We start from the raw sequence: 15,524 nt of genomic DNA, 5'->3' as shown, positions 1-15,524 counted from the left end.
TGAAAATTCGTGGAATTCGTGGCGAAAATAATTTTTAGTATCGTTATGATTTATTGTGTTTTGCAATGTAATTCTGTACCATTTTTCGGGTCCAAACCACCGGAAATAAATCTTCCAAAATAATATAATTGTCAAAATTCAATCGTAAGGCATTGCTCAAATGGAATTTGGCCTTGGTGTTGTCTTGTATCATAAAATACAATCCGGCCAAACGATATTCGATTTCGTTCTCTTCCGGAAAATATTCCGATGCCTGCAGCAAGGTTTGAATCGCGCTTTCGAATTCGCCCAAAAATAGGAGAATGTCAACCCAAAACAACCAGGTGTCCAACTCGTAATCGCCAAATTCGACCGCTTTTCTATAGCCGAATTCAACTTCTTCAAAGAGATTTAATTGCTTGTTTATGGTGGCAAATCGTTTCCAGTACAAACGATTTTGATTGTCGATAGCCAATGCTTTATTGACGTAAAACAACGCTTTCTGATAATTTTTTTGGCGTACGTAAAAGTCGGTAATGGCAATCCAACCTTTGTCCAAAAGTGGATCTTCGTGGACCGTTTTATTGAAATATTTTAAAGCCTGAACTTTGTTGCCCAACTTTTCGTGGCATTTTCCTATTCGAAGCAAAGCATACGAAGTGGCATCGTCTAATTCGATGGTTCTGTTGTAACTTTCGATGGCTTCTTTGTATTTTTTCAATCGTTCCAAAGCTTTGGCCTTTTCCATAAAAGCGCCCAAAAATTCATCATCGATTAGCGTGGCATAATCAAAGGCGCGAATGGCATTTTCATATTCTTTTATGCCATAATATAAGCGACCCAATTGATGCCAGGCAATTTCGCTGTATGGATTTTTGTCTATGTATTTATTCAAATAGGCAATGGCTTCTTGATTTTGATCCAAAAATTCGAAGCAATACACCACGTTGTACAAGGCAGATTGGTCTTCAAGATCTTCTTCCAAGCATTTAATAAAACTTTCTTTGGCCATTTCCAGATTGTCCATAAACAGGTATTCCATCCCGATTAAGTTATACACATCGGCATAATCATCGGTATATTTCAAAGCAATTTTGAGTAATTCGACCGCTTTCTCGTGTTGGTCTCTTTTGGAATAAATATTCGCTTTTTGGATGTAAATTTCTTCGTTTGTAGGCTCGATGGCGTACAACTCGTTAAGGAGTTTTTCGGCTAATTCAAGTTTGTCGTCATAGACCAGCATTTCGACCTGAACCAGTTTCAGTCCAGTTGATTTTGGGTGTTGTTCCAAGGCTAGTTTCAATGCTTTTTTTGCCAAAGCGGCCTTTCCCATATCAAGATAATGCAGGATAATTTCTTCAAATTCCTCGGAGTCAAAAAAGAGCACTTTGTTGGTTTTCAACATCGACTCAAATTTGGAAAGGGATAAGTTATAGTCTTCTTCTTCGTTGCTTAATTGCATACTTTATTTTTTTGAGTTTGCCCAAAATAAATTTAGGCAACCTTATTGGTGTTATGAGAAAAATTAGGAATTGTTGTGAACAATTTAATTAACAAAAACTAGGCTGTTATTAATTGTACTTCGTCCATTACTTGGAGCATTATTGCACAACCTTCGCGAATCTCATCTTCGGAAATGGTGAGTGGTGGTGTAATCCTAATGGCGCATTCTTCGAATAGTAACCAAAATAATATAAGTCCTTTGTCTTGACAGCGAAGAATTACTTCGTTGGTTACCGTTGCGCTTTCGGTCATTGCTGCCAACATTAACCCTTTTCCTCGAACTTCTTTTATCAAAGGGTGTACCAAAAGCGATCTGAAGAGTTTTTCCTTTTCCAAAGCCTCAGCCATCAAATTTGTTTCGGTAATTTCCTGCAAAGTCGCCAAACAGGCTGCCGCAATGACAGGATGTCCGCCAAAAGTCGTGATGTGACCCAACTTCGGATTATGGCTCAATAAATCCATCATTTCCGAGGATGCCGTGAAAGCGCCAACGGGCATTCCGCCGCCCATTCCTTTTCCCATAACAACAATATCGGGAACGACATCGTAATTTTGGAATCCAAAAAGTTTTCCGGTTCTTCCGAAACCCGGTTGGATTTCGTCCAGAATCATAATGGCGCCAACCTCAGTGCAGCGTTCGCGGACTTTTTTCAGGAAATCGTTTTGAGGCTCAATAAATCCGGCGCCACCTTGAATGGTTTCCAGAAGGATTCCGGCAGTTTTGGTGGTTATTTTTTCTAAATCGGCTTCGTTGTTGAAGGTGATAAATTCGACATCGGGAATCAGCGGACGAAAAATTCGTTTGCGTTCTTCAAATCCCATCACGCTCATCGAACCCATCGTGTTGCCGTGATAGGCATTGTGGCAAGAAATCAATTGACTTCTTCCTGTTGTTCTTCTGGCGAGTTTTAAAGCACCTTCAATGGCTTCGGTACCGGAATTGACCAAATACGTTTTTTCCAATGGTTTGGGTAGGAGTGATGCCAATAGTTTGCAATATTCCACGGCTGGGCTTTGCGAATATTCGCCATACACCATCACGTGCGAATATTTGTCCAACTGGTCTTTTATCGCCTGATTGACTCTTGGCGGTTGATGGCCGAGCGTGCAGGCCGAAACTCCAGCCACAAAATCCAGGTATTTTTTATTGTTGGTGTCGAATATATAGGAACCTTTGGCATACGAAACCTCCATTCCTAAAGGGTAGGGTGAGGTTTGGGCTTGGTATTTTATGAAATCGTTGTTCACGTTTTATGTTTTTTAACCGCAAAGCCCACGGTTTCAACCGTGGGAAGCGAATTGTTGATCATTTTTACCATCAATATTCCAACGGTTGAAACCGTTGGTTATGGATAGTGAAAATTTTGTATGTTTTCAATTTACTTTTAGCAATGACACTGCGACTGAAAACTGAACACTGATCACTTCTTTTTCTTCTTATCGTAATTCAATGTTTCCTTCCGAATTTTCATCGGGACATTCTCCTTGGCATTTTCGGCTTTGCCTTGCTTGACCAGTTTATCGTTGAGCTCGTTTTCCTCAGCCGTGAAAATATCGTCCTTTGATTTTATCCTTTCATCGCCGCGCCAGACCAGTCCGCGCAGTTTTCGGGCATTTTCGGGCAAATCTTTTTCGGGATAAATGTCGCCATCAACTTGATTAAAAAAGGTGATGGTTTTTATCGCGTTTTTTTCCAAGATAAGATTGATTTTGCTGCTCACGTTTTTGTTGATTCCGATGAGCTCTTTGGCATCATTTCTCATATAATAAATCACTTCGGTATTTTTTATGATGTCGACATCGTGGAGTTTGCCATCTTTGAATTTTCCGTAGAGGTTTTGCCCTTTTACCTGATTATAGCCCGTGCCCACCGTGTCCTTCGAGACCAGAAAAGTGTTGTTGAGGACTTTGAGCGAATCGAGCTTTTGGGTGTTGTTGTCTCCTATGAGATGCATCACGTCACCGGTAATCTGGTTTTCACCATTCCAAAGTATGGGTTTTCCTATCAGTTTTGTCAAGGCTATTTTTGAACTGGAATAGATTGAATCGCATTTTCCGCTCATGTCGGTTTTAAAAAAACGGACATTATTGAAAGCGCGAATAATTCGGTTTCCTTCCGGCCCGGTAACCATTAGTTTTTTGCCGTGAATATAAACCGAATCATTCTCGACAAAATTCACCGCCACGGCTCTTTTGGTCACAAACATCGAATCCTGGTTCTTGTAAATTTCGGCATAATGACCCTTGACAATCCCTCGGTTTATAGAATCAGTGATTTTTACATTCCGCGTTGCCGAGGCAAATTCCCGATTTCGGTCATAATACAAACTATCGCCTTCAATCAATCGGTCATTGTATTTGATGTAGGACCTTCGAAGAAAATGAGCCACATTTTTCTTGGTATCATAAAAACCTTTTTCGGTGTAGATATAATTGGCTTTACTGGTTATGGTCGAAGGACCAAAAAGATAGGATTGCCCGGAATTGCTGTAATAATCCAGATGATTGGACTTGATGACATATTTAGGATTCGTGATGGTAACCGCCGTCAGGAATTGGAACTTTTTTTCGGCAACATAATATTTTCCTGATTTGCTGCGCAAAGTGTTTTCCTTGTTGGTAATCACACCCTGCGAGTTGTAATACACTTCTTGGGTGTTTCGGTTAAAGTTGATGGTGTCCGTGGCTAAAGTGCTTTCGGGCGAACGCATAATGGCGCCGCCAGTGGCAAAAGCCTGCTTCATATTGCCGTTATACTCGGCATATTTACTGTTTAAATACAAGGTGTCACCTTGGACTAATTGCACATTTCCAAAGGCTTTTATATAGTTTTCTTTTTGGAAATAATAAGCTTTATTGCAAGTCATAATCACGCCATCGTGGTTGATGCGCACATTTCCGGTAAGCAGTGCAGCGTCCGGCGCTTCAACTTGGTTGATGTCAAAATAATCAGAATGTTCAATAATGATTTTTTTTGGTATTTGTGCCAAAGCTGTTTGGAAACTTAGAATTGTCAAACAACAACTTATGAAAAACAATGATTTCTTCAATGGATTTATTTTTTGCCAAATTTAAGAAAAAGGAAACAAACATAATCCATATTATGATTTATTTATAAATGGTTATCAATAATCAGAATCAAGGATTGAAATGTGAGGGGTAGGCGCTTTTAAAATAAAGCCACTGGTTTAAAAACAAAAAAATCAGCCACGAATTTCACGAATTCTCACGAATTATTTCAATTATAACATTTGAAATTAGTGAAAATTAGTGAAATTCGTGGCAACCTTTTTAAAAACGATTTAGATTCTAAAGTTATCAACAAAAAAGGACAGTGTTTCGTTGTAGTTTGAATTATTAGTTGTTGTTTGAGATTAATGCCGAATGATTTTCGCATAGTTTTAAAAATAGTATTAAATTTAAAAATTGATAATCCTAATAGCCTGAATGGTATATAAAGTCAATAAAATCAGTTAATACCGCTAGTTATTTCAAATTAGTCCAATAATCCCGATAGCTATCGGGAGAACTAAATGAAATACAGCGGCATTACACCAGAACGATTGGACTAAAATATAATGAGTAATGGTATAAAATAATTTTGTATGATAAAAAAAATAACTATTGTTGCAGGAATGAGCATACTACTTTTGGCAACAGCCTGTAAAACTTCAGCTATAAAAATGAATGCAGAAAAGAAAGAGATTGTCACTGACAAGAAAATAGTTGTCTACCAGGTTTTTACACGATTATTCGGAAATAAAAACACGACCAACAAACCTTGGGGAACGATTGAGGAAAATGGAGTAGGGAAGTTCAATGATTTCACGGACAAAGCGCTGAACGAAATAAAGGATTTGGGCGTTACCTATATTTGGTACACTGGAGTTCCGCATCACGCTTTGGTGCATGATTACACTTCTATTGGTATTTCAAATGATGATCCTGAAGCTGTAAAAGGTCGTGCGGGTTCTCCTTATGCCGTAAAAGATTATTACAATGTAAACCCGGATTTAGCGGTGAATCCTGCGAATCGTTTGCAAGAATTCGAAGATTTGATTGCCCGAACCCACAAAGCGGGTTTAAAACTGATTATTGATATTGTTCCCAACCATATTGCCCGAAAATATGAAGGAAAAAGCAATCCCGAAGGCGTTCGAGATTTTGGTGCGGATGATGATGTTTCGGTGGAATATAAGCGAGACAACAATTTTTATTATATTCCAAATACCCATTTTGAAGTGCCAGATGGTGATATACCATTAAATGGAGAAAGTAATCCGCTTATTGACGGTAAATTTGACGAATATCCGGCAAAATGGACCGGCAACGGTTCTCGAAAAGTAAAACCAGATCACAACGATTGGTATGAGACCGTGAAAGTAAATTACGGAATTCGTCCCGATGGTTCGAAAGATTTTCCAGAACTTCCAACTGGTTTTGATGCCAAATCATACCAAGAGCATTTCGATTTTTGGAAGGACAAAGATGTTCCCAGTTCTTGGAAAAAATTCCGAGATATCACTTTGTATTGGACAGCCAAAGGCGTGGATGGTTTTCGATACGATATGGCCGAAATGGTGCCGTATGAATTTTGGAGTTATATGAATTCAGCGATAAAAACCAAAAATCCAAGCGCTTTTTTATTGGCGGAAGTCTATAATCCAAATGATTATCGAAATTATATTCGTCTCGGGAAAATGGATTATTTGTATGACAAAGTAGAGACTTACGATAAATTGAAAGAAGTGATTCAAGGAAAATCGTCGCCTGACGGACTTTCGGATATTCAAAACAGAATGGCCGATATTGAGCATCACATGTTGCATTTTTTAGAAAACCACGATGAGCAACGATTGGCTAGTCCTGAATTTGCGGGAACGCCACAAAAAGGAAAACCTTTGATGGTGGTTTCCACGACAATAAGCTCGTCGCCTACAATGATTTATTTTGGACAGGAAGTTGGCGAAGCCGGAAATGAAAACGCCGGTTTTGGAACCCATTCCAGAACTTCAATTTTTGATTATATCGGCGTTCCGAATCATCAACGATGGATGAACGGTGGAAAATTTGATGGAGGTCAACTTTCGCAAGACGAAAAGGATTTGCGTGATTTTTATAAAAGGTTGCTGAATTTCTCTATCAACAGCGTAGCATTAATGGGAAAATTCCAGGAAATTCAAACCATCAATCGTCAAACGACACAAGGTTATGACGCCGGAATTTACGCTTACACGCGTTGGTCTGATTCCCAAAAGTTGATTATCGTGACTAATTTTTCTTGGAATACGATAAGCAACTTCGAACTCAAAATTCATTCTGATATCATCCAGAAATGGAACTTGAAAGATGGAACTTATATAATCACCGATCAATTGTATCACAAAAACAGCGTGCAATTGCAAGTGGTAAACGGGGAAGGAAAAGTACAAATTAGTATTGCTCCTTCGGAATCGTTTATTTATCAATTATAAGCAAGTAAGCTTTAACTGTATTTTTTTTATTTTAATAGAACTAACTTATTGAAATAAAAAATGCTGATGCAATACCAAAGTATTATGCATCAGCATTTTTTTATTTTAGGTTGTATGCTAGTATTTTCTCCTCAAGGCAGCCTCATAATTTTCACCCACTTTTTTCCAATTAATCACATCGAAAAAAGCATCGACATAATTTTTTCTTTTGTATTGGTAGCCCAAATAATAGGCGTGTTCCCAAAGGTCTAAAGCCAGAATTGGCGTTCCGGGAACAACTGCATTTCGCATCAGTGGATTGTCTTGATTTTGAGTGCTGGTAATTTGGAGATTTCCTGATTTATCGACAATCAACCATACCCAAGCGGAGCCAAATTGTTTTGTGGCTTCGTCTTTGAATGCTGTTTTAAAATTATCAAAAGAGCCAAATTTTTCCGTGATAGCCGAAGTTAAACTGTCTTTAACAGCTTCTCCAGCTTTTGGAGCCATACATTTAAAATATAAGGAATGGTTGTAGTAACCGCCGGCATTATTTCTGATTTCGGCATCATTTGGGTCTAATTTCGCCAACACTTCCTCGATGGTCAAGTTTTCCAAATCAGTTCCTGCCAACGCTTTGTTCAGATTATTGGTGTACGTCAAATAATGTTTGGAATAATGCGTTTCCATTGTCAATGCCGAAATGTTTGGTGCCAAAGCATCGTAAGAATAAGGCAGTTTTTCCAACTGAAATGCACCTTCATTTGCCTTCACGTCATCAGGGTGTCCTATGGCTATTTTTTCTTGGGCTATTGGCAACGGCACTTCAACGACTTCGGTGAGTTTTTTGTTGTTACACGAAAGTAGCACGATGACTACTATTAAATTCAATACCAAAAAAGATGTCTTTTTCATAATTTCGACTTATTATTCCAATAAGGAATTTATAATTTCTATGTATTGTTCTTTTGCCTCATCAACTGATAAATGACTTATTTGAATCCAGGCATTGGTTTTAAAAGCATTTCTTAAATCAAAATGCTCGGATTGGTTGTAATTTGCCGTTCCAAAAGTGGCTTGTTTGTAAAAGGCATAAAGACGCAACTGGACATCTTGTGGTAACGAAGCCTGTGTCATATTCGAAGCAATTTCCACAGCTTCTTGAAATCGGGTATCTAAATCTTTTTCGATCATTAAGATTTTGTTGCAATTATTGTTTTTCCGCCAATGGCTTTTTGATTAAGAACGACATTTATAGGTGTTCCCAAGGGTAAAAATACGTCTACTCTTGAACCGAATTTTATGAAACCGGCATCCTCACCTTGAATGACCTGCATCCCTTCTTCGGCATAATTGACGATTCTTCGTGCCAATGCTCCAGCGATTTGGCGATAAAGAATAGCGCCGAATGTCTTGTTTTCGACTACAATTGTTGTTCTTTCATTTTCCTCACTCGCTTTTGGATGCCAAGCCACCAAAAATTTCCCCGGATGGTATTTGCTGAATTTTACCGATCCACTAAGTGGATAGCGGGTTACGTGAACATTTATGGGCGACATAAATATGGAAACCTGAATTCGTTTTTCTTTAAAATATTCACCTTCATATACTTCTTCAATTACGACCACTTTGCCGTCAACAGGAGCCAGAATTTGGTTTTCATTTCGTATTACATTCCGTTTTGGGTTTCTAAAAAATTGTAAAATGATAATCAAAAACAAAAATGTGACTATTTGTATGGACATTTTAATCCAGTTGGTATCAATGAATTTATCGGACAATAAGAGTACAACAGCCGTAAAAACCGTGCCTAATAAAATAGATTGGGCTCCTTCTTTATGAAACATAGTTTAGAATTTGGTAAAATAAAAATATAATTGGTGCCACAAATATAACACTATCTAGTCTGTCTAGAATACCTCCGTGGCCAGGCATTATGATTCCGCTATCTTTTACTCCGGCAATACGTTTGAATTTTGATTCAATTAAATCGCCAATTGTCCCGAATGCCCCAACGATTAAGGCTATAATAATCCAGATAAAAGTTTTTCCTTCTGCGATTTCTATATAATATTTTGAAATTAAATAACTTGCCAAAACTGCAAACAGAACACCGCCTACAAAACCTTCGATGGTTTTTTTGGGAGATATTCGTTCGAATAATTTTCTCTTTCCAATAGATTTTCCAACAATGTAGGCAAAAGTATCATTAGTCCAAATCAATATAAATAATCCGACAATTATTTTAGGGTTGTAATTATTGATTCCAAATGAAATTTTGGTTATAAAAATAAAAGGTAAGGTAATATATCCTAGAAGGTATAAATATTTTGAAGAGGTACTTATTTTTTGAATAGAATCGTAAAATAAGAATAAGATACATTTTACAGAAACGACAATAGTAACAGCTAATAGAATAAGATCCAATTGTTGGATATTTATGTTTAAATTAAATTCTGATTGGAAAGTTTTATTTAAAAAATTAGTAGTTTGTTTGTTATAATGGCTAAGCAAGTTTATTCCTGCATAAAATATAATCCCAAATAGAATGGGAAAAACACTATTGATTTGAACTAAATGAGAAAATTCATAAATGGCAATAATCAAAAAAATACCGAACAAGATAAAAAAACTTTCAGTAGAATATAGTATTGAAGCTAGTAATAAAATTACATAAATAGCACCAGAAATTGATCTCTTGAGTGTTTCATTCATTTTAAAGATCTTCTAAAAGCAATAAATATAGATTTTTTGCCGAACTTCCGTATTGAGTAAAATCTTCCTCTTCAACTTTTTCGAAATATTTTATTGTCGTGATATTTGTAGGATAATCTCTTTCATATTTCTTTTTTATAACACTAAGCCCGTCACTTTTTGTTTCTATAATCTGACTTGTAGTTGTTATAATAATAATATTGGCAGGCAGTTCGTTTGGTTTATTTTGCTTAATTTGTTTGGAAGAAAATAATATGGAACCTTCATCTGCAATCAAGTTTTCGCAACTTGCCAGAATAAATGTGGGGTTTGTTGGTTTTTCAAATGTAATTTTATTTTCTTCAAGCATACTGAAAAGTTCAGGCTCATAACATAAAGCTTCACTTTCAAACCAGTCATTCTCTTCGAGTATATTTTCAAAATGATCTTTGACTTCAATTAAATTTTCACAATATAAAAATTTACCTCCATTTTTCTTGAAATTATAAATGAACTGCTCGTCCAGAGGCGCATTGATATCAGGAGAGTATTTACTATATTCTGTATCTTTTTCTTCCTCCGAAGCCTGGATGTTAGAACCAAAAATTTTTCTAAAAAGACTCATATTTTTCTAAACTGCTTAATATATTATTTGAATAACGTTCAAAGATAAAAAAATCTTAATTCAAAAGAGGTTTTTGAATTAAGATTTTAAAAATTATATAAATTATGTCTTATTAAGAAACTACTTCCTCAAGATTGGAGTCAAAAGTTCTTTTCCCAAAAATGGTTTCCAGATCATCTTTAAAAATCACTTCTTTTTCAATCAAGATGTTGGCTAATTGGTTTAATTTGTCTTTATTTTCTTCCAATATTTTAATAGCTCTTTCGTATTGGCTTTCAATTAATGATGAAATTTCTTTATCAATAATCTTCGCTGTTTCTTCGGAATAGGGTTTAGAAAAACTGTATTCGCTTTGCCCAGTTGAATCATAATAGGTCACGTTTCCTATTTTTTCGTTCAAGCCATAGATGGTTACCATAGCTCGAGCTTGTCTTGTCACTTTTTCTAAATCGCTTAATGCTCCGGTAGAAATCCTGTCGAATGTTACTTTCTCGGCAGCTCTACCTCCCATAGTGGCACACATTTCGTCCAGCATTTGGTCAGTGCGAACAATCAAACGTTCTTCCGGTAAATACCAAGCCGCTCCCAAGCTTTGACCTCTTGGAACAATCGTTACTTTAATTAGTGGTGCTGCATGTTCCAGCATCCAACTTACTGTTGCGTGACCCGCTTCATGAATAGCGATAGCTCTCTTTTCGTCAGGAGTTACAATTTTGTTTTTCTTTTCGAGACCGCCCACAATTCTATCTACAGCATCAAGAAAATCTTGTTTGTCCACTGCTGTTTTGTTATTTCTTGCAGCTATCAAAGCGGCTTCGTTACATACATTGGCAATATCGGCTCCAGAAAATCCAGGAGTTTGCTTGGCCAAAAAGTCGGTATCAAGACCTTCCACTTTTTTTAATGGCGCAAGGTGAACTTTAAAAATTTCGGCGCGTTCGCGAATGTCCGGCAAGTCCACAAAAATTTGTCTGTCAAAACGACCTGCACGCATTAACGCTTTATCAAGCACATCGGCTCTATTTGTTGCGGCTAATACAATTACATTTGAATTGGTTCCAAAACCATCCATTTCGGTAAGCAATTGATTCAAAGTGTTTTCGCGTTCGTCATTTCCGCCAGACATATTGCTTTTCCCTCTTGCTCTACCTACGGCATCAATTTCATCAATAAAGATAATTGCCGGTGCTTTTTCTTTGGCTTGTTTGAATAAATCCCGTACCCTTGAAGCTCCAACTCCTACAAACATTTCAACAAAATCAGAACCTGACAAGGAGAAGAACGGTACTTGAGCTTCACCTGCAACGGCTTTTGCCAATAAAGTTTTTCCTGTTCCCGGCGGACCGACAAGCAAAGCCCCTTTTGGAATTTTCCCTCCCAGATTGGTGTATTTCTCGGGATTTTTCAGGAATTCCACTATTTCCTGTATTTCTTCTTTTGCACCTTCTAAACCGGCTACATCTTTAAAAGAGGTTTTGATGTCCGTTTTTTCGTCAAAAAGTTTAGCTTTCGATTTTCCGATATTAAAAATTTGTCCGCCACCGCCACCAGCGCCGCCTGACATTTTTCTCATTATAAATATCCAAACTCCAATGATGATGATGATTGGCAATAGGCTTACAAAAATGTCTGTCCAATTATTTTTTGGCAAGAAGTTAAAATCTTTTAATTTTCCTTCAGCAACTGCTTTTTCAAGTTTGGTTTGAAATAGTTGGTCATTACCAATAACAAAAGTATAATGTGGGCCTTTATTTGGTCGATCAAAAACGTCTTTGGCCACTTTTTTATTTGCCGGGTCTTTCAAGGCTGAGGCAGTTAGGAATACCTCTGCTTCGGATTTATTGTATACTATTACTTTTTCAATTTGTCCTTTTTCTAAATAAGAATTGAAGTTGGAGGACGTTAATTGGGCTGGTTCTGATAGGTTAGAACCACCGGTTATAAAACTTATGAACAAGAAAATTAATAGTATTGCGGTATATATTAACCAAGGACTTACTTTAAATTTATTCGAATTCGGATTATTATCTTTAGCCATTACAAGTTTGTTTCTTTAGTATTTGTTTTCGATTTTGGTAATTTTTGCATCTCCCCAAAGACTCTCGATGTTATAATATTCTCGTATGTGTTTTTGGAATACATGAACCACTATATTTACATAGTCCATAAGAACCCATTCGGCATTATCAGTACCTTCAACATGCCAAGGCTTGTCTTTTAATTCTTTTGAAACTGTTTTTTGTATTGAGTTAACTATGGCGTTAACTTGAGTGTTTGAATTTCCGCTGCAGATGACAAAATAGTCACAAACGGAGGTGTCTATTTCTCTTAAATCCAGAATATCTATGTCATTTCCTTTTACTTCTTCAATTCCCTTGATGATGCTTGCCAATAGAACATCATTATTTATAGTCTTTTTTGTCATGAATTATTTTTAAATAAGTTTGTAAAGTTACCATTTTTTGTGATTATTTTTGAACCTTAACATAATATTAAATTCTGTTCCACAAATAACTTGCCATGAAACTAATCAAACTCGATGCCATAGATTCCACAAATGAATTCCTAAAAGGATTATCGAGCAATCAGACAGTGGAAAACTTCACCGTGGTAACCGCCGAAAATCAAACAAAAGGCAAGGGGCAAATGGGCTCGGTTTGGGCTTCTGAGCCCAGTAAAAACTTAATAATGAGTGTTTTGATTAAGGGTTTTTTATTGGACAACAGCCAAATTTTTAATATTAATATAGCGGTATCAGCCTCTATACTTCAAGCATTGGAAGAATGTAACATTCCTGAATTAAGTATCAAATGGCCAAACGACATTATGTCATATAATAAAAAGATAGGCGGTATTTTGATTGAAAACAGCATAAAAAGTAATGGAACCATTATTTCTATTGTGGGTTTGGGTTTGAACGTCAATCAAACAAATTTCGAACATTTGCCAAAAGCATCTTCCTTGGCCGTGATTTGCAAGACTAATTTTGATAAAGAAGAATTGCTTTTGAAGATTATCGAAAAATTGGAGCAAAATATAAAGCTATGGAATCAGAATTCGGATATATTGTGGTCAGATTATACCGATAAACTTTTCAAAAAAGGAATACCGATGCCTTTTGCAGACCAAAATCAACAAAACTTTATGGGAATTATTCAAGGCGTTAGCCCAAATGGGAAACTCCAAATTCTTCTTGAAGATGACTCCATTTCCGAGTTTGATATTAAGAAAATCCAAATGTTGTATTAATTCATTTACGATTCCTTTAAAACTAAAAAAACCTTTCAGTTTGCGCTGAAAGGTTTTCGTTTTTATACTAAAAAAGTAAAATTTATAGTTTTCCCATATTTACCGCCAAAGTCTCGATGAATTTTGAAATGGGTCCTTTTATCATCATCGCCATCATTGCGTTAAATTCGCCTTCAAAATCCAGTTTCACTTCACTTGATTTATCTGAAATCGCATTAATATTGGCAACTAACGTAAAAGACAGTTTATCGCTTGCAGAACCGAATACCAATTTGTTCGGTGCTACTTTTTCCTTCATTTTCAGTGTTATTTCAGGCATTCCTTTTAATCCAAAAAGAAAGGTGTCGTCGCCAAGAACTTCAAATTTGGCAATATTTTCGGGCATTAATTTCTCGAAATTTCGAACATCGGTCAATAAATTGAATAATTCCTGTGCCGATTTTTCGATAGTAATTTTGGGACTTTCTAGGTTCATTTTTATTTCTTAATTCAATATTCTTAATTGGATATTCTTTTTATTTTCAAATTTTATACTTCGGCACCCCAAGTCGATGGATTCAGGTTCCATTCTCTCAAGGTTTGTTCTTCTTCCTCGGTTATATATCTTTTGGCAACTGCCAAATTCAATAAATTTTGATAATTACTCAAGGTAAACAAATCAACATGGGCATTTTTAAAATTTTTTTCGGCAATGTCAAAACCGTAAGTAAAAATTGCAGCCATACCTTTCACGTTTGCTCCAGCGGCACGCAATGCTTCCAATGCCAGCAAACTACTGTTTCCGGTGCTTATCAAATCTTCCACAATCACCACATTTTGTCCTTTTTGCAAAAAACCTTCCACTTGGTTTTGTCTACCATGTTTTTTGGGTTCCGGTCGCACATAAACAAACGGCAAGCCTAAACTTTCGGCAACTAACATACCAATTCCAATTGCTCCAGTGGCAACACCGGCAATCACATCGGGCTTGCCAAATTGTTTTTCGATATTTTTGGAAAATTCATCTCGAACATAATTTCTTATGTGTGGAAACGACAGTATTATTCGGTTATCACAATAAATTGGTGATTTCCATCCGGAAGCCCATGTAAAAGGATTTCTTGGATTCAATTTAATTGCATTTATTTGCAAAAGCAATTCAGCAGTTTTTTCGGCGGTATCTTTATTAAATATCATAATACAAATGTATAAAGTTTTTGTGAACGACAAACCACTTTTTTTGACAAATGAAATCTCCAAAGAGACTAATTTTCAAATTTTCTTGTTAGAAAGTATTGACATTAAACAACTTATAGTCAAAATCTTTCAAAATAAAATTCAGAAAGCCTATTTATATCATCCTGATGAAAAGCAGATTATGAAAACCTTGAAATCAAAAATCCCCGTGAATAAAGCTGGTGGAGGATTGGTTTACAACAAAAAAGGGGAAGTTTTGTTTATTTTCAGGGGCGGAAAATGGGATTTACCCAAAGGTGGAACCGAAAAAGGAGAAGAAATTGAAGCTACCGCAATGCGTGAAGTTGAAGAAGAAACTGGAGTAAACAAGTTAACGATTACCAAAAAACTCCAAAAAACCTACCATATTTTCAAACGAAATGGAGTTTATAAACTAAAAATAACGCATTGGTTTGAAATGCAATCCGATTTTGACGGAATTCCCGTTGGACAAATTGAAGAAGGAATCGAAAAAGCGGTTTGGCTTAGCCCAAGTGAAATGCCGGAAGTCTTGAAAAATTCCTATGAAAATATAAAATTATTGTTCGAAGAAGAAAATCTCCTTTAAACAGGAGTTTTTTAACCCGTTGGGTGCAATTTTAAAAACGTCAGTTCGAGTGTTTTTTGTGCAGTAAAACGGAACAAAAAATGTATCGAGAACCGTTTTTAATAATAATTTTTAGTTCTCGATACGATTTTCTATCGAAAATCACTCGAACTGACGAAAATTATCATCAAAAACTAATTACACCCAAGGGCTGCCTCTTATACACATCTCCGAGCCCACGAGGGTCCTGAGCATCTCT

The 15,524-nt window shown here is 36.4% G+C and carries 15 protein-coding genes; 3 read left to right on the top strand and 12 right to left on the bottom strand.

Going from position 1 to position 15,524, the window contains the following annotated elements; translation table 11 throughout:
• Positions 1 to 43: 43 nt before the first annotated feature.
• The 3 genes from B2145_RS03140 to B2145_RS03130 all read right to left on the bottom strand — a co-directional run bounded on the left by B2145_RS03140 (position 44) and on the right by B2145_RS03130 (position 4,499).
• Positions 44 to 1,441, bottom strand: a complete 1,398-nt coding sequence (locus tag B2145_RS03140) for a tetratricopeptide repeat protein (protein ID WP_291098113.1) — start codon at positions 1,439 to 1,441, stop codon at positions 44 to 46.
• 98 nt (positions 1,442 to 1,539) lie between these two features.
• A complete protein-coding gene (locus B2145_RS03135) occupies positions 1,540 to 2,730 on the bottom strand; it encodes an aspartate aminotransferase family protein (RefSeq protein WP_291098111.1) in 1,191 nt (396 codons plus the stop codon).
• 173 nt (positions 2,731 to 2,903) lie between these two features.
• Positions 2,904 to 4,499 (bottom strand): OstA-like protein, encoded by a 1,596-nt coding sequence (locus B2145_RS03130; RefSeq protein WP_414654635.1) that lies wholly within the window; start codon positions 4,497 to 4,499, stop codon positions 2,904 to 2,906.
• A gap of 588 nt (positions 4,500 to 5,087) precedes the next feature.
• Between B2145_RS03130 and B2145_RS03125 the strand changes: the two genes are divergently transcribed.
• Positions 5,088 to 6,956 carry an alpha-amylase family protein gene (locus B2145_RS03125; protein WP_291098106.1) on the top strand — a complete coding sequence of 623 codons (1,869 nt, stop codon included), beginning with the start codon at positions 5,088 to 5,090 and terminating at the stop codon, positions 6,954 to 6,956.
• 117 nt (positions 6,957 to 7,073) lie between these two features.
• Here B2145_RS03125 and B2145_RS03120 read toward each other — a convergent pair whose 3' ends face one another.
• The 7 genes from B2145_RS03120 to rsfS form a co-directional block, all read right to left on the bottom strand.
• Complete coding sequence (locus B2145_RS03120) at positions 7,074 to 7,850, bottom strand: superoxide dismutase (protein WP_291098104.1); 777 nt, start codon at positions 7,848 to 7,850, stop codon at positions 7,074 to 7,076.
• 12 nt (positions 7,851 to 7,862) lie between these two features.
• A complete protein-coding gene (locus B2145_RS03115) occupies positions 7,863 to 8,129 on the bottom strand; it encodes an acyl-CoA-binding protein (RefSeq protein ID WP_291098101.1) in 267 nt (88 codons plus the stop codon).
• The gene (locus B2145_RS03110) at positions 8,129 to 8,782 is read right to left on the bottom strand and encodes a phosphatidylserine decarboxylase family protein (RefSeq protein ID WP_291098098.1); all 654 of its coding nucleotides are present in this window, start codon (positions 8,780 to 8,782) and stop codon (positions 8,129 to 8,131) included. The genes B2145_RS03115 and B2145_RS03110 overlap by 1 nt, the downstream gene beginning before the upstream one ends.
• Entirely contained in the window at positions 8,772 to 9,650 is an 879-nt protein-coding gene (locus B2145_RS03105) for a phosphatidate cytidylyltransferase (protein WP_291098095.1), read from the bottom strand. The genes B2145_RS03110 and B2145_RS03105 overlap by 11 nt, the downstream gene beginning before the upstream one ends.
• Before the next feature lies 1 nt (position 9,651).
• The gene (locus tag B2145_RS03100; RefSeq protein WP_291098092.1) at positions 9,652 to 10,254 is read right to left on the bottom strand and encodes a lactate utilization protein B/C; all 603 of its coding nucleotides are present in this window, start codon (positions 10,252 to 10,254) and stop codon (positions 9,652 to 9,654) included.
• 112 nt (positions 10,255 to 10,366) lie between these two features.
• A complete protein-coding gene (gene ftsH / locus B2145_RS03095; protein WP_291098089.1) occupies positions 10,367 to 12,292 on the bottom strand; it encodes an ATP-dependent zinc metalloprotease FtsH in 1,926 nt (641 codons plus the stop codon).
• Positions 12,293 to 12,307: 15 nt separating this feature from the next.
• Entirely contained in the window at positions 12,308 to 12,679 is a 372-nt protein-coding gene (rsfS, locus tag B2145_RS03090) for a ribosome silencing factor (protein WP_291098086.1), read from the bottom strand.
• Between the two features lie 95 nt (positions 12,680 to 12,774).
• Here rsfS and B2145_RS03085 point away from each other — a divergent pair, with 95 nt between their 5' ends.
• Positions 12,775 to 13,503, top strand: a complete 729-nt coding sequence (locus tag B2145_RS03085) for a biotin--[acetyl-CoA-carboxylase] ligase (RefSeq protein WP_291098082.1) — start codon at positions 12,775 to 12,777, stop codon at positions 13,501 to 13,503.
• A gap of 82 nt (positions 13,504 to 13,585) precedes the next feature.
• On the opposite strand, the gene B2145_RS03080 is transcribed toward B2145_RS03085, so the two are convergent.
• Positions 13,586 to 13,978 (bottom strand): SRPBCC family protein, encoded by a 393-nt coding sequence (locus tag B2145_RS03080; RefSeq protein ID WP_291098079.1) that lies wholly within the window; start codon positions 13,976 to 13,978, stop codon positions 13,586 to 13,588.
• 53 nt (positions 13,979 to 14,031) lie between these two features.
• Positions 14,032 to 14,679 (bottom strand): orotate phosphoribosyltransferase, encoded by a 648-nt coding sequence (pyrE, locus tag B2145_RS03075; protein WP_291098077.1) that lies wholly within the window; start codon positions 14,677 to 14,679, stop codon positions 14,032 to 14,034.
• Between the two features lie 7 nt (positions 14,680 to 14,686).
• On the opposite strand from pyrE, the gene B2145_RS03070 reads away from it, so the two are divergent.
• Positions 14,687 to 15,286: an NUDIX hydrolase gene (locus B2145_RS03070; RefSeq protein ID WP_291098075.1), complete on the top strand. Its 600-nt coding sequence runs from the start codon at positions 14,687 to 14,689 to the stop codon at positions 15,284 to 15,286.
• Positions 15,287 to 15,524 lie beyond the last annotated feature (238 nt).

The sequence above is a fragment of the Flavobacterium sp. UBA5153 genome, assembly GCA_002413745.1.
GTDB lineage: Bacteria > Bacteroidota > Bacteroidia > Flavobacteriales > Flavobacteriaceae > Flavobacterium.
This window is presented reverse-complemented; position numbering and strand designations above follow the sequence as displayed.

What these genes read in the sequence shown, in the direction of transcription:
- B2145_RS03140 (WP_291098113.1), bottom strand. Translation starts at nt 1,441, where the DNA reads ATGCAATTAAGCAACGAAGAAGAAGACTATAACTTATCCCTTTCCAAA.
- B2145_RS03125 (WP_291098106.1), top strand. Translation starts at nt 5,088, where the DNA reads ATGATAAAAAAAATAACTATTGTTGCAGGAATGAGCATACTACTTTTG.
- B2145_RS03120 (WP_291098104.1), bottom strand. Translation starts at nt 7,850, where the DNA reads ATGAAAAAGACATCTTTTTTGGTATTGAATTTAATAGTAGTCATCGTG.
- B2145_RS03115 (WP_291098101.1), bottom strand. Translation starts at nt 8,129, where the DNA reads ATGATCGAAAAAGATTTAGATACCCGATTTCAAGAAGCTGTGGAAATT.
- B2145_RS03110 (WP_291098098.1), bottom strand. Translation starts at nt 8,782, where the DNA reads ATGTTTCATAAAGAAGGAGCCCAATCTATTTTATTAGGCACGGTTTTT.
- B2145_RS03105 (WP_291098095.1), bottom strand. Translation starts at nt 9,650, where the DNA reads ATGAATGAAACACTCAAGAGATCAATTTCTGGTGCTATTTATGTAATT.
- B2145_RS03100 (WP_291098092.1), bottom strand. Translation starts at nt 10,254, where the DNA reads ATGAGTCTTTTTAGAAAAATTTTTGGTTCTAACATCCAGGCTTCGGAG.
- ftsH (WP_291098089.1), bottom strand. Translation starts at nt 12,292, where the DNA reads ATGGCTAAAGATAATAATCCGAATTCGAATAAATTTAAAGTAAGTCCT.
- rsfS (WP_291098086.1), bottom strand. Translation starts at nt 12,679, where the DNA reads ATGACAAAAAAGACTATAAATAATGATGTTCTATTGGCAAGCATCATC.
- B2145_RS03085 (WP_291098082.1), top strand. Translation starts at nt 12,775, where the DNA reads ATGAAACTAATCAAACTCGATGCCATAGATTCCACAAATGAATTCCTA.
- B2145_RS03080 (WP_291098079.1), bottom strand. Translation starts at nt 13,978, where the DNA reads ATGAACCTAGAAAGTCCCAAAATTACTATCGAAAAATCGGCACAGGAA.
- pyrE (WP_291098077.1), bottom strand. Translation starts at nt 14,679, where the DNA reads ATGATATTTAATAAAGATACCGCCGAAAAAACTGCTGAATTGCTTTTG.
- B2145_RS03070 (WP_291098075.1), top strand. Translation starts at nt 14,687, where the DNA reads ATGTATAAAGTTTTTGTGAACGACAAACCACTTTTTTTGACAAATGAA.